This window comes from Xanthomonas phaseoli pv. dieffenbachiae (genome assembly GCF_008639345.1).
GTDB lineage: Bacteria > Pseudomonadota > Gammaproteobacteria > Xanthomonadales > Xanthomonadaceae > Xanthomonas > Xanthomonas phaseoli.
This window is the reverse complement of record NZ_CP041380.1, coordinates 4,258,631-4,272,555: the sequence shown is the minus strand read 5'-3', so window position 1 is coordinate 4,272,555 and position 13,925 is coordinate 4,258,631. Positions and strand designations below refer to the sequence as shown.

Sequence of the window (13,925 nt, the reverse complement as noted above, 5' to 3'; positions counted from 1 at the left end):
CAGGCATAGCTCGTTGCAAAGCGTGTGTGCCCGGTGCCCAGCAGCGGCGCTTGATCCGGCGCCCGCCTGACAGCACCGCACGCATGCGGCATCATCGCTGCATGCCTGTCTCCCGCTCCTCCGTATTGCGCTGCGTGCCATTGCTGGTGGCATCGCTGTGGCCGGCATTGGGCGCTGCGCAGGCCTCGCCGGCATCGGCTACCGCGGCTGTAACCGAAGAGGCGGCGCCAGCGGTGACGCCCGGCACTGGCGACGCCTGGGTGGATCAGCACCTGGCCGACATGGGCAGTTATGCGCAGCGCTATCCGGCCAGCTTCATCGACGAGGTGGCGCGCTATACCGGCACGCCGCGCGCGTATGTGCAGGCGCTGCTGCAAGTGCACGGCTGGCATGCGGGGGATATCTATTTCGCATGCTTCTGGGCGCAGACCGTGCAGCTGTCGTGCCGCGACACGGTACGCGCCTATAGCCGCGACCATCGCGATGGCTGGGAGGGTGTGGTCACGCGGCTGTCGGTGGCGCCGGACAACCTGCACATGCGCGCGCTGCGGCAGGCCATCGTCGCCAGCTACGACCGCTGGGAACGTCCGATCACCCTGGACGCATTGCTGCGGCGCCAGCTCGGCGATCATGCGCAGCGCCTGGAAGCGGCGCGCCAGGCCAGCGAAGCGGCCGAAGCGGCGGCGCAGGCCGGTCTCTGACGCGGCTGCTGCGTCGTGGCGCCATGCACGTACCGGCATGGCGCGGCTGTCCGCGCAGCAACGTATTGGCTGCGCAGACAGCCGCACCGCTGGTCGACGCAGGCCGCGGTCGGCGAGAATGCGGTACCGCTGGCGTCGTGCCGGCACTGCCCAAGACCAGCCCATGCGCGATACCGACTTTGTCTCTCCCGATCAGATCCGCAGCTGGTTCGCCCAGGCGATGTCGGACATGTATCGCGCCGAGGTGCCGTTGTATGGCGATTTGATGTCGCTGGTGGCACAGGTCAATGCGCAGACGCTGCAAGCCAATCCGGCGCTGGCGCAGCGGCTGCAGCGCAACGACGAGCGCGCTCGGCTGGATCTGGAACGCCACGGCGCCATCCGCGTTGGCACGGCAGCCGAATTGGCGACCTTGCGTCGGTTGTTCGCCGTGCTGGGCATGCAGCCGGTGGGCTATTACGACCTGTCGGTGGCCGGCGTGCCGGTGCATTCCACCGCATTCCGCCCGATCGACGAGGCGGCGCTGTCGGCAAATCCGTTTCGCGTGTTCACCTCGCTGCTGCGGCTGGAACTGATCGAAGACGCCGCCCTGCGCGCACAGGCCGAGCAGATCCTGCAGCAGCGCCAGATCTTTACCGCCGGCGCCCTGCAGTTGATCGAACGCCACGAACGGCAAGGCGGGCTGGATGCCGACCAGGCGCGGCAGTTCGTGGCCGAAGCGCTGGAAACCTTCCGTTGGCATGGCGATGCCACGGTGTCGCTGCCAACCTATCGCGCGCTGAGCCAGGCGCATAAGTTGATTGCCGATGTGGTGAGCTTCCACGGCCCGCACATCAATCACCTCACGCCGCGCACGCTGGACATCGATGCGGCGCAGGAACAGATGCAGCGCGCCGGCATCGATGCCAAGGCGGTGATCGAGGGGCCGCCGCGTCGGCGCGTGCCGATCCTGTTGCGGCAGACCAGTTTCAAGGCACTGGAAGAGCCGGTGCGTTTTGTCGGCGATGACGGGCAGCCGGAACACGGCACCCATACCGCACGCTTCGGCGAGATCGAGCAGCGCGGCCTTGCCCTCACGCCAAAAGGCCGCGCGCTGTACGACGCGCTGCTGGCGCAGGCACGCGACGCCGATGGCGCCGGCAGCACCGGCACCGATTACGCCACCCGGCTGCAGACTGCCTTCGTGGCCTTCCCCGATGACGAGGCGTTGCTGCGGCAGGAAGGGCTGGGCTATTTCCGCTATACGCTCACCGACGCCGGCCGCGCCGATCCCGCGCAGGTGGCCGCGATGCCGGCAGAAACCGCGATCGCGCTCGGCTTGGTCAGTGCCGACCCGATCATTTACGAAGATTTCTTGCCGGTCAGCGCGGCCGGCATCTTCCAATCCAATCTCGGTGGTGCCGAGCAACGCGCCTATGCCGCCCATTCGAGCAAGCGCAGTTTCGAGCAGGCGCTGGGTGCGCAGGTGCACGACGAATTCGCGCTGTATGCGCAGTTAGAGCGGGAGTCCCTGCAGGGGTTGCTGGTGTAGCACGCGCCCGCCGCATCTTGCCTGGCATTGCGTCGGCGTCGCCGGGCAGCGCCCGCCGGCGTGGCGGCGGTTGTGGAAAACCTCCCGGAAATGGCAGCAGATCAACGCATCTGCCCGGCGGTGCCGCAGTGCAGTGAAGGCCGCGGCGACGGGCTGGGCGGTCAGTCGATGCGAAACCTCAGTGTGCCTGTGTGGCCGGGCGACGCGCCGCTGCGCGTTCTGCACGGCGTGCGCGCGCACGTGCGCGACGCGCCTTCCAGCGCTCGCTCAGGCACGAGAAGATCACGTACAGCGCCGGGGTGCTGAGCAGGGTCAGGCTCTGCGAGAACACCAGCCCGCCAATCATCGCAATACCCAGGGGACGGCGCAGCTCCGAACCTTCGCCCAGGCCCACCGCCAGCGGCACAGCGGCCAGGATCGCCACCATCGTGGTCATCATGATCGGACGGAAGCGCACGATCGAGGCCTCCCGTGCGGCTGCGCTCGCATCCATGCCGTGCACGCGCTGCGCCACCAGCGCGAAGTCGATCATCATGATGGCGTTCTTCTTGACGATGCCGATCAGCAGCACCAGCGCGATCATCGAGATCACCGACAGTTCGGTGTTGGTGATGAACAGCGCCAGCAGCGCGCCCACGCCGGCGGCCGGCAATGTGGACAGGATGGTCACCGGATGGATCAGGCTCTCGTAGAGCATGCCCAGCACGATGTAGACGGTAAGCACTGCGGCCAGCAACAGGATGCCCATCGAATTGGGACTGTGCTGCACGTTGAAGCTGTCGTCGCCACTGAGGCGGATGCCGTCGGGCATGCGCAGGCCCTGTACGGTGGATTTGATGATCAGATCCGCCTCGCCCGTGCTCACGCCCGGCGCCAGGTTGTAGCTCAGATCCATCGTGGTGTACTGGTTTTCGTGGATGATCTGCGGCGGCGCCAGCCCCGGTGCCTGGGTGGCGACGGCGGTGATCGGCACCATCTGGCCGGCACGGTTGGGCACGAAGATCTGATCCAGCGCCTTGGGGGTGGCGGTCTGCGACGGCAGTGCATTGACCACCACGCTGTACTGATTGAGGTCGGAATAGATGGTGGAAATGGAGCGCTGGCCGAACGCGCCATACAGCGCGCCATCGATGGCGCCCACCGAGATGCCCAGGCGCGCGGCCTTGGCGCGGTCGATCACGATGTTCTGGCGCAGGCCCGCGGTATCCACGTCGGTACCGACATCGCGCAGGTGCGGGTTCTTTTTCAGCGCAGCCTGCAGTTTGGGAAGCCATTCCTGCAGCTGCGCCAGGTCGTTGCCCTGCAACGACACGCGATATTGCGCGCCCTGGCTGGTGCCGCCGCCGCCGTCGCTGGGCAGGTCCTGGATCGCACGCAGGCGCAGGTCCAGATCCGGGTAACGGTCGGCCTTGGCGCTCAGGCGCGCGACCACTTCGGCGGTGGTGTCGCGACGGCCCTCATCGCGCTTCTTGAGCTCGATATTGAACGATGCGCTGGAGCCCTGACGGCCGGAGCCCAGGCGTGCCCCGACGGTTTTCACCGCCGGGTCGGCCATCAGCATGTCGGTGATGCGGCGCTGGCGGCTGACCATGTCGGCAAACGACACCGTGGCGCTGGAATTGGCGCGGCCCCAGATCAGGCCGGTGTCCTGCGCGGGGAACGAGCCCTTTTTGACCGCACTGCCCAGGAAGATGGTGGCGGCGATCAGCAACAACGGCGTCAACGACAGCAGGAGTGCGTGGCGCAGCGAGAAATCCAGCGCCACCGTGTACACGCGCAGCATGCGTTCGTGCATGCGGTCCAGCCAGGCGCCGAAACGGCCGGGTTTTTCTGGCTCGGTGTGCGGCGACAGGAAGCGGCTGCACAGTGCCGGCGTCAAGGTGAGCGAGACCAGCATCGACACCACGATCGCCGCCACCAGGGTCACGGTGAACTCGCGGAAGAACGCACCGATCATGCCGCTGGCGAACAGCATCGGGATGAACACCGCCACCAGCGAGGCGGTGATCGAGACGATGGTGAACCCGATCTCGCGCGCACCGGCCAACGCCGCGTCCAGGCGCGACATGCCTTCGTCCAGATGCCGCATGACGTTTTCGATCACCACGATCGCATCGTCGACCACGAAGCCGATGGCAATGACCAACGCCAGCAGGCTGAGGTTGTTCAAGGTGAAGCCAAGCACGTACATCACCAGCGCCGAGCCGGCCAGCGACAGCGGCACGGTGACAGCGGCGATCAGGGTTGGCGCCAGCCGGCGCAGGAACAGCGCCATGGTCAGGATCACCATCGCCAGGCTGATCATCAGCGTGGCTTGCACCTCGTGCAGCGAGGCGCGAATGGTGGGCGTGCGGTCGAAGTAGGGCGTGAGCGTGGTGCCGGGCTGCAGATAGCTGCGCAGTTCGGGAATCTGCGCCTTCACCTGGTCGACGGTTTCGACGATGTTGGCGCCGGCGCGGGTGAAGGCATACATCACCACCGCCGGCTTGCCGTTGAACCAGGCAGCTTGATAGGCGTCCTGCTGGCCGTCGTAGACGGTGGCCACATCGCCCAGCCGCACGATGCGTCCGTTGGACTGGGTGGAGATCGCCAACTGCGCAAAATCGGCGGCCTTGGACACCGAATCGTTGGAGATGATGGCCATGGTGGTGTTGCCGTCGGACAGGAATCCGGTCGGCGAGGTCACATTGGCCGCACGCACCGCATTGCGCAGATCGTCCGGGGTCAGGCCCAGCGCGTTGAGTGCGCGCAGGTCCACGTCCACGCGGACTGCCGGGGTGGATGCCCCGGCGATGTCCACCGAGCTGATGCCGGTGATCTGGCGCAGCCGCTGCGCCAGCAGCGAATCGGCCACGTTGTAGAGCTCATCGGCCGATTGCGTCTCCGAGGTCAGCGCAATGGCGATCACCGGGTCGTCGTTCGGGTTGGCCTTGGAGTACATCGGCGTCCCGAGCCCGGAAGGCAGGTCCGATTGCGATGCGTTGATCGCGGTCTGGATGTCCTGCGCGGCCGAATCGATGTTGCGGCTGCTCTGGAACACCAGCACCACCAGGCTGCTGCTCTCCGAGCTGGAGGAGCGCATGCGGTCGATCCCGGGCAATTGGCCCAGGTGACGTTCCAGCGGCGCGGTGACGGTGGAGGCCATGGTGCTGGCGTCGGCGCCGGACTGGGTGGCGTGCACGAAGATGATGGGAATCTGGATGTTCGGCAGCGCCGCCACGCCCAGCCGCAGGTAGCACATCAATCCGATCACGAACAAACCGATCGCCAGCAGCGAGGTGCCGATCGGGCGCTTGATGAAGGGCGCGGAGATGTTCATGGGGCCACTGCCGGGATTCGGGAATCGGGAATCGGGAATCGGTAAAGGCCAAAGCCAAAGCCAAAGCCAAAGCCAAAGCCGATGTCACTGGCGCAGGTGCGCCGGCGACGCTGCGGGCCTGCGTGCCGGTCGGCGATGACGCTACCGATCCTCATGCCGGGCGCTCCGAGCTCGGCGCCGGGTTCATGCCGTCACGCTGGGCAGCGCGCCGCGCACGCCATGCGCGCAGGCGCTCGCCGGCGCGTTCCATGTACAGATAGATCACCGGGGTGGTGTACAGCGTGACCAGCTGCGACAGCAGCAGGCCGCCGACGATGGCAATACCCAGCGGGCGGCGCAGTTCCGAGCCGATCCCGGTGCCCAGCGCCAGCGGCAACGCGCCCAGCATGGCCGCGGCGGTGGTCATCATGATCGGGCGGAAGCGCAGCAGGCAGGCGCGCCGGATCGCATCGTGCGCGCTCGCCCCTTCGCGGCGTGCGTCGATGGCGAAGTCGATCATCATGATGGCGTTCTTCTTGACGATGCCGATCAGCAGCACGATGCCGACGATGCCGTCCACCGACAGGCTCAGCCCGCACAGCATCAGCGCCAGCAACGCACCGACACCGGCCGGCGGCAGCGTGGAGATGATGGTCAGCGGGTGGATGTAGCTTTCGTACAACACGCCCAGCACGATGTAGATCACCACGATCGAGGCCAGCAGCAGCCAGACGATATCGGTCTGGCTGCCGGTGAATTCGGCCGCCTTGCCGACGAACTGCGCATGCACCTGGGTCGGCATCTTGAGTTCTTCGCGTGCCTTCTCGATCGCCGCCACCGCCTGCGACAACGAATGCCCCGGCGCCAGGTTGAACGAGATGGTGACGGCCGGCAGCTGTTGCTGGTGGCTCACCACCAACGGTGTGTTGGTGACCTTGGCTTCGGCCAGCGCGGCCAGCGGGATGATGCTGCCGGCACCGACCACGATGCCGGTGTTCTGCGCGCCCACGCCGGTGGCGGTGGACGAGTTGGACGAGGTGACCTGGCCGAAGCTGGTGGCGTTGGTGCCGGTGAGCGCGCCGCTGCCGTTGCTGGCCACGGCCAGCTGGTTCATCAGGGCGGTGCTGGTGCGGAATTCCGGCGCTACTTCCAGCACGACGCGGTACTGATTGAGCTCGGTGAAGATGGTGGAGATCTGGCGCTGGCCGAAGGAGTCGTAGAGCGTGTCGTCGATGGTCTGCATCGGCACGCCGAGCATGCTGGCCTTGTCGCGGTCGATGCTCAGTTCCAGTGCACGCCCCTGGTTGGCCAGGTTGTTGTCCACATCCGCCAGCTCGGGCAGTTTGCGCATCGATTCGGTCATGCGCCCGGCCCAGGTGGCCAGCTCGCTGCTGTCCACGTCCGAGATCGAATACTGGTATTCGGTGGCGGCCACGCGCGTGTCCAGGGTGACGTCCTGCACCGGCTTGAGGAACAAGGCCACGCCCGGAATGCCGGCCACTGCCTTCTGCAGGCGCGGCAGCACCTCGTCCAGGTCCTCGCGCTCGCCGCGCGTCTTCAGCACGATCGACAGCTGGCCCTGGTTGAGCGTGGGGTTCATGGTGCCGGCGCCGATGAAGGCGGCCACGCCGGTCACCGCCGGGTCCTTGCGCAACGCGGCGGCCACCGCCTGGGTGCGTTGCTCCATCTGCGGAAACGCCACGTTCTGGTCGGCCTGCACCACACCGGTGATCAGGCCGGTGTCCTGCTCGGGCAGCAAGCCCTTGGGAATGGCCACATACAGCACCACCGTCAACGCCACCGCACCGATCGCCACGGCCAGGGTCAGCGGTTGGTGGGCAAGCACCCAGTCCAGGCTGCGCTCATAGGCGCCCACGGTCCGCGTCCACAGGTTGGTCTTGCCGGCGGCGGTTGCGCGCTCGTGCGCGTCTTCGCCTTCGGGCAAGGCATCGGGCTTGAGCAGGTAGGCGCACATCATCGGCGTCAACGTCAACGACACCAGCATCGAGATGACCACCGCAATCGACAGCACCCACGCAAACTCGTGGAATAGCCGCCCGGTGACGCCCGGCATCAGCAGCAGCGGCAGGAACACCGCCACCAGCGACACGGTCAGCGACAACACGGTGAAGCCGATCTGTTTGGCGCCGATCTCGGCCGCTTCCGGCCCGCTCTTGCCCTGCTCGATGTAGCGCACGATGTTCTCGATCATCACGATCGCATCGTCGACCACGAACCCGGTGGCCACCACCAGCGCCATCAAGGAGAGGTTATCCAGCGACATGCCGGCGAAGGCCATCACCCCGAAGGTGCCTGCCAGCGACAACGGCACCGCCACCGAGGGGATGATGGTCGCCCACAGCCGGCGCAGGAACACGAAGATCACCGCCACCACCAGCGCGATGGTCAGCACCAGGGTGAACTTCACCTCGTGCACCGAGGCGCGAATGGTTTCGGTGCGGTCGGAGAACACCTCCAGATGCACATCGGCCGGCAACACCGAGCGTAGCTGCGGCAGGATGTTGCGGATCTGCTCCACCGTCTGCACGATGTTGGCGCCGGGCTGGCGGCGGATCTCCAGCAGCACCGCCTGCTTGCCGTCGGCCCAGGCGGCCAGCTGGTCGTTCTCCACCCCATCGACCACGTTGGCCACGTCCGCCAGCCGCACAGGGCGGCCGTCCTTGTAGCTGATGATGGTCTCGCGGTACTGCGCCGCGTCGGTGAGCTGGTCGTTGGTGCCGATGCTGTAGGACTGGGTCTTGCCGTTGAGCGAGCCCTTGGGCGCACTGACGTTGGTCTGGGTCAGCGCGCTGCGCAGCGACTCCATGGTCAGGCCCATGTTCGACAGCTGCGCCGGGTTGACCTGGATGCGCACCGCAGGGCGCACGTTGCCGGCGATCGACACCAGGCCCACGCCCGGCACCTGCGACAGTCGCTGGGCCAGGATCGCATCGGCATAGCGGTTGACCTCGCGCAGTGGCAGCGAATCGGAGGTGAGCTTGAGCGTGAGAATCGCCGCATCGGCCGGATTGACCCGGTTATAGACCGGCTGGTACGGCAGCGAAGAGGGCAGGGTGGCCTGGCGGATCGCCGCCTGCACATCCTGCGAGGCGATATCGATATCGCGCTCCATCGAGAACTGCAGAATGATGGTGGACAGGCCCGCCGACGAATCGGAGGTCATCATCTGCAGGCCGGAGATCTGCCCGAACTGGCGCTCCAGCGGCGTGGTGACCAGCGAGGCCATGGTGGTCGCATTGGCGCCGGGATACTGGGTGGTGACGACCAGGCTGGGCGCGTCGATTTCCGGCAATGCCGAGACCGGCAATTGACGGTAGCCCAGGATGCCCAGCAGCAGGACGCCGGCCATCAACAACGAAGTGGCGATCGGGCGGCGGATGAAGATGGTCGAAAAGCCCACGGGGGGTGTCCTTGCTGAAGACGTCAGGCGAAGCCGGCGCATGCAACGCCGGCGCACATCGGCGACGGAAGTTCCGTCGCCGGTGGTCGAGAGTTAGCGCGGACCGCCGCCACGACGGCCGCCGGGGCTGCCACCACCACGGCTCTGTTTGTCCTTGGCGGCCTTGAGTTCGGCCTCGGTCGGTTCCGGCGGCGTCTCGCCCGGCTTGAGCGCGCTGACTTTGCTGCCCGGCTTCAGGCGGAACTGGCCTTCGGTCACCACGCGCTCGCCGGGCTTGAGGCCCTTGGTGATCTGCACATGGCTGTCGTCCACTTCCACGCCCTGCACCACGGTGCGCATCTGGGCGGTGTTGTCGCTGCCCACCACGTACACGTAATCGCCGTCCGGGCCGCGCTGCACCGACTGGGACGGCACCACGGTGCCGCCGGCGATGGTGCGCAGCTGCAGGCGCACATTGACGAACTGGCCCGGCCATAGCGCGTTGTCGGTGTTGTTGAAGATCGCGCGTGCGCCAAAGGTGCCGCTGTCGGCGGAGATGCGGTTGTCGATCACATCCAGCTTGCCGTCGCTGCTGATCACGTGCGCATCGCCACGATCCAGTGCCGCCACGGCCAGCGGCGCCGCCGTTTGACCGGTACGCACGGCCTGCAACTCACGCTCGGGCAGGTTGAACGACACGTAGATCGGGCGGATCTGGGTCAGGGTGACGATCGTGGAGCTGCTGGTGACGATGTTGCCCACGTCCACGCCACGGATGCCGGCGATGCCGTCGATCGGCGCGGTGACGCGGGTGAACTGCAATTGCACCTGCGCCGAGCGCATCTGCGCATCGTTGGCCGCAACCGCCGCCTCGTACTGGGCAACCTGGTTGCGTTGGGTATCCAGGTCCGTGCGCGAGACGTACTGCTTGTAAGCCGGGTCGTTGGAACGCTGATAATTCACCCGCGAGGTCGCCAGCAGCGCCTGGTTCTGGCGTTTGGCGGCCAGGGCCTGGTCGTAGCTTGCCTGCAGCGTGCGCGGATCGATCTGCGCCAGCAGATCGCCCTTCTTCACTTCCTGGCCTTCCTTGAAGTTCAGGCTCATCAGCTGGCCGCCCACCTGCGGGCTGACGGTGACCGTGTTGAGCGCGGTGACCGTGCCCAGCGCGCTGGCATAGACCGGAACATCCTGCGTGGTGGCCGCTACCACCGTCACCGGCACCGGGCCGCCGTTGTCCGGATCATTGCCGTCCGGCGCGCCTGCGCGCTTGCCGTGATTGCCCCCACCCATCATCCGCACTGCGACGAACACCACGACAAGCACTGCGACAACCAGCAGTGTGATCTTCCAAAAACGCGACATGCGACAACTCCTGAGGGCGGGCCGGGCGCATGGGTGCGACCGTGGGGCGGCGGTGCAAAGCATATCGTTGCGCTTCACCAATTGAGCATTACTGAAGTAACGGCTTGGCCGGCGAAACGACCGCAACGGTCACACTTGCACTGCAGCGGCAACGCGCCACGGTGACCGCGGTTGACCGCCGGGCTGAATCGGGCCCCACTGCAGCCCATCCGGCACCCGCCTGCACTACATTAAGCAACCATCTTTCAAGGATTGCCGATGCGCCCCTCCCGCCTGCTACCAGCGCGCTGCTGCTCGCCCTGCCCACGCTCGCCACCGCGCAGGCCGCGCAACGGCCCGAAGTCCAGGCCGCCGCCTCCCCGCTGCAGGCCAAGGTGGTGCAATGGCGCCGCGACTTCCACCAGCACCCGGAGTTGTCCAACCGCGAAGAGCGCACTGCCGCCACCGTGGCTGCGCAGCTGCGCAAGCTGGGCCTCAAGCCGCGCACCGGCATCGCCCATCACGGCGTGGTGGCCATCATCAAGGGCGGCAAGCCGGGGCCGAAGATCGCCCTGCGTGCCGACATGGACGCGCTGCCGGTGACAGAGCAGACCGGGCTGCCGTTCGCCTCCAAGGCCACCGCCCAATATCGCGGCGAGCAGGTCGGGGTGATGCACGCCTGCGGCCACGACGCGCATACCGCCATCCTGCTCGGCGTGGCCGAGGCGCTGGTAGGCATGCGCGAGCAGTTGCCCGGCGAAGTGATGCTGATCTTCCAGCCCTCCGAAGAAGGCGCGCCCGGCAACGAAGAGGGCGGTGCCTCGCTGATGCTCAAGGAAGGCCTGTTTGCCGACTTCAAGCCGCAGGCGGTGTTCGGCCTGCATGTGTTCTCCAGCGTGCAGGCCGGCAAGATCGCGGTGCGCAGCGGCCCGCTGATGGCGGCCTCGGACCGCTTCGCGATCAAGATGATCGGCCGCCAGACCCATGGCTCGGCGCCGTGGAACGGCATCGACCCGATCGTGGCCAGCGCCGACATGATCGGCGCCGCACAAACGGTGATCAGCCGCCGCGCCAACCTGTCCAAGCAACCGCCGGTGCTGAGCTTCGGCGCGATCAAGGGCGGCATCCGCTACAACATCATCCCCGACGATGTGGAAATGGTCGGCACCATCCGCACCTTCGACGAAGGCATGCGCCAGCAGATCTTTGCCGACCTGAAGAACGTGGCCGAGCACACCGCTGCCGCGCATGGTGCCAAGGTGGACGCGAAGGTGCCCGACCAGGACGGCAATCCGGCCACGGTCAACGACCCGGCCCTGACGGCCAAGATGCTGCCCAGCCTGCAGGCGGTGGTGGGTGCGGACAACGTCTACGAGCCGCCGTTGCAGATGGGCGCCGAAGACTTCTCGTTCTATGCCCAGCAGGTGCCGTCGATGTTCTTCTTCGTCGGTTCCACTGCCAAGGGCATCGACCCGGCCACTGCGCCCAGCAACCATTCGCCGCAGTTCCTCTTGGACGAGTCCTCGCTGGATGTGGGCTTGCGCGCGCTGTTGCAGGTGTCGCTGGATTATCTGCAGCAGGGGTGAATCGGGAATCGGGAATCGGGAATCGTCTGCGGCTGGGCGATTCCAGATTTCGCTGGTTGGGCCGGCGGCGTGATTGTGGAGCGGCGATCTTAGGGCGTTCCATCGGCTTTCTTTCACGCGTTGCCGTACACCTCACGGCCAGCCCGTGCGGCCTAAAATGGCGGCATGAATACCCCAGAAGATTCCACCCTCGGTCGTGAGGTCGCCTATCCGAGCGGCTACGACCCGTCGTTGCTGTTTCCGATTCCGCGCGCGGCCGGGCGCGAGGCCATCGGGCTGGTCGGTGAGCTGCCGTTTATCGGCCGCGATCGCTGGCATGCCTACGAACTCAGCTGGCTGGATGCACAGGGCAAGCCCTGCGTGGCCACCGCCACCTTGCATGTACCCTGCGATTCGCCCTCGCTGATCGAATCCAAGTCGCTCAAGCTGTATCTCAACTCGCTCAACGCCACCCGCTTCAACAGCGCCGAAGCGGTGCGCACGCGCATTGCGACCGATCTGTCCACGCGCGCCGGTGCCGACGTGGCGGTGGAGTTCGGCCTGCCGCCGATCGATGCGGTCGGCGAGGGCGAGTCGGTCGACACGCTGGATGTCAGCATCGACGATTACGGCCCGCCGAACGCGGCCTATCTCTGCGCACTCGCGCAGCCAGTGGTGGAAGAAGTGCTGACCTCGGCCTTGCTCAAATCCAATTGCCCGGTGACTGGCCAGCCGGATTGGGCCAGCGTGACCTTGCGTTACCGCGGCGCACCGATCGACCGCGAGGGATTGCTGCGTTATCTGGTGAGTTTCCGCGACCACGCCGAGTTTCATGAGCAATGCGTCGAGCGCATTTTCAACGATGTGCTGACGCAGTGCGCGCCGCAGTGGCTGGTGGTGGAAGCGCGCTACACACGTCGTGGCGGCCTGGACATCAACCCGCTGCGCAGCTCGGCCAGTGTGCCGATGCCACTGTCGATCTTCCGCGACCTGCGTCAGTAGGTCGCGCGCAGGTGGGATCGCGCGGGCTTCACGGCGGCGCGATCCACGCTTAACGGCGCCCCGCGCACCCTGCCGACACCGCGATGCACAGGGATTGCAGCAATGAGTGTCGACAAGAAAGCAGATTTCTCCAACGTCACCTCATCGGTCGATAGCACCGCCGAGGTGACGCCTGCGCCCGATTTTTCCAACGTGCGTACCAGTGTGCAGAGCACCGCGCAGCTTGTTGAAGAATCGGTCACCGTCCAGGCCGGCGACAGCCTCTCCAGTATTGCCAAGCGTCATCTGGGCGATGGCAATCTGTGGCCACGTATTTTCGAAGCCAACCGCGAAACGCTGCAGGATCCGGACAAGATCTTTCCCGGGCAGATCCTGCGCCTGCCTGCGAAGTCGTAATGGCAGGTCCGTTTCCAGTCGCAGGCGGCGACACGATTCAACACACCTAGACACCCACTCGAGCACTGCCATTGCAGATGTTCTGGCTACCGGAGAATCGATTTATGCGTATCACCTCTGTTTCGAGCAGCTTGGCCCTCGCCTTGGCCGGCGTTCTCGCAGTATCCGGCTGCAGCAAGAAGGCCGACGACGACAGCGTCTCCAAGGACCCCACGTCCGGCGCCGCGACCGAAGCGATGCCCGGCCCGGCTGCCACCCCTCCGGCCAGCGATCAGGCCGCCCAGGGCAGCGCGACCGGTGCGGCCAGCACCGATAGCGGTGCTGCGATGGGGAGCGCGGTGACGGTGTCCAGCGTGGCGGTCGGCACCCAGGCCGCGGCCGACAAGACGGTGACGCCGGCGACCAGCGTCGGCAGCAAAGACACCATCATCGTCTCGGTGAAGACCGACGGTAGCGCGAGCAACGTGGCAGTGTCTGCAAAGCTGACCTACCAGGATGGTCAGGTGGCCGGCGAACAGAACGCGACGTTGAACACCACCGGTGCCGAAACCACCAACTTGAGCTTCAGCAAGCCCGATGGCTGGCCGGCCGGCACCTACACCGCGCAAGTCATGGTGGATGGCAAGCCTGCAGGTAATCCGCAGACCATCACCGTCAAGTAAAGATGTGCGACGCAACAGTGGTGCGCAGC

General features: G+C 66.3%; 9 protein-coding genes. 6 read left to right on the top strand and 3 right to left on the bottom strand.

All coding sequences use genetic code 11. The features are described from left to right. Positions 1 to 83 precede the first annotated feature (83 nt). Together FLG15_RS19030 and hglS are read left to right on the top strand one after the other, a co-directional pair. Positions 84 to 701, top strand: a complete 618-nt coding sequence (locus FLG15_RS19030; protein ID WP_057677445.1) for a hypothetical protein — start codon at positions 84 to 86, stop codon at positions 699 to 701. Between the two features lie 163 nt (positions 702 to 864). Further along, positions 865 to 2,232, top strand: coding sequence for a 2-oxoadipate dioxygenase/decarboxylase HglS (gene hglS / locus FLG15_RS19025; protein ID WP_057687136.1), 1,368 nt, complete (start codon positions 865 to 867; stop codon positions 2,230 to 2,232). 178 nt (positions 2,233 to 2,410) lie between these two features. Here hglS and FLG15_RS19020 read toward each other — a convergent pair whose 3' ends face one another. From FLG15_RS19020 to FLG15_RS19010, 3 genes are all read right to left on the bottom strand, one after another. Then, positions 2,411 to 5,551 (bottom strand): efflux RND transporter permease subunit, encoded by a 3,141-nt coding sequence (locus FLG15_RS19020; RefSeq protein ID WP_150147063.1) that lies wholly within the window; start codon positions 5,549 to 5,551, stop codon positions 2,411 to 2,413. Between the two features lie 151 nt (positions 5,552 to 5,702). Further along, positions 5,703 to 8,951 (bottom strand): efflux RND transporter permease subunit, encoded by a 3,249-nt coding sequence (locus FLG15_RS19015; RefSeq protein WP_209228180.1) that lies wholly within the window; start codon positions 8,949 to 8,951, stop codon positions 5,703 to 5,705. 93 nt (positions 8,952 to 9,044) lie between these two features. After that, positions 9,045 to 10,292 (bottom strand): efflux RND transporter periplasmic adaptor subunit, encoded by a 1,248-nt coding sequence (locus FLG15_RS19010; protein WP_057678776.1) that lies wholly within the window; start codon positions 10,290 to 10,292, stop codon positions 9,045 to 9,047. A 251-nt stretch (positions 10,293 to 10,543) separates the two neighbouring features. Between FLG15_RS19010 and FLG15_RS19005 the strand changes: the two genes are divergently transcribed. The 4 genes from FLG15_RS19005 (at position 10,544) to FLG15_RS18990 (ending at position 13,896) form a co-directional block, all read left to right on the top strand. Continuing rightward, a complete protein-coding gene (locus FLG15_RS19005) occupies positions 10,544 to 11,857 on the top strand; it encodes a M20 family metallopeptidase (protein WP_150147748.1) in 1,314 nt (437 codons plus the stop codon). 165 nt (positions 11,858 to 12,022) lie between these two features. Beyond that, positions 12,023 to 12,838 (top strand): NADPH-dependent 7-cyano-7-deazaguanine reductase QueF, encoded by an 816-nt coding sequence (gene queF / locus FLG15_RS19000; RefSeq protein WP_057678775.1) that lies wholly within the window; start codon positions 12,023 to 12,025, stop codon positions 12,836 to 12,838. 102 nt (positions 12,839 to 12,940) lie between these two features. Beyond that, complete coding sequence (locus FLG15_RS18995) at positions 12,941 to 13,234, top strand: LysM peptidoglycan-binding domain-containing protein (RefSeq protein WP_057678774.1); 294 nt, start codon at positions 12,941 to 12,943, stop codon at positions 13,232 to 13,234. A 104-nt stretch (positions 13,235 to 13,338) separates the two neighbouring features. Continuing rightward, positions 13,339 to 13,896 carry a RodZ family helix-turn-helix domain-containing protein gene (locus FLG15_RS18990; RefSeq protein ID WP_057678773.1) on the top strand — a complete coding sequence of 186 codons (558 nt, stop codon included), beginning with the start codon at positions 13,339 to 13,341 and terminating at the stop codon, positions 13,894 to 13,896. Positions 13,897 to 13,925: the final 29 nt, after the last annotated feature.

What these genes read in the sequence shown, in the direction of transcription:
- FLG15_RS19030 (WP_057677445.1), top strand. Translation starts at nt 84, where the DNA reads ATGCGGCATCATCGCTGCATGCCTGTCTCCCGCTCCTCCGTATTGCGC.
- hglS (WP_057687136.1), top strand. Translation starts at nt 865, where the DNA reads ATGCGCGATACCGACTTTGTCTCTCCCGATCAGATCCGCAGCTGGTTC.
- FLG15_RS19020 (WP_150147063.1), bottom strand. Translation starts at nt 5,551, where the DNA reads ATGAACATCTCCGCGCCCTTCATCAAGCGCCCGATCGGCACCTCGCTG.
- FLG15_RS19010 (WP_057678776.1), bottom strand. Translation starts at nt 10,292, where the DNA reads ATGTCGCGTTTTTGGAAGATCACACTGCTGGTTGTCGCAGTGCTTGTC.
- queF (WP_057678775.1), top strand. Translation starts at nt 12,023, where the DNA reads ATGAATACCCCAGAAGATTCCACCCTCGGTCGTGAGGTCGCCTATCCG.
- FLG15_RS18995 (WP_057678774.1), top strand. Translation starts at nt 12,941, where the DNA reads ATGAGTGTCGACAAGAAAGCAGATTTCTCCAACGTCACCTCATCGGTC.
- FLG15_RS18990 (WP_057678773.1), top strand. Translation starts at nt 13,339, where the DNA reads ATGCGTATCACCTCTGTTTCGAGCAGCTTGGCCCTCGCCTTGGCCGGC.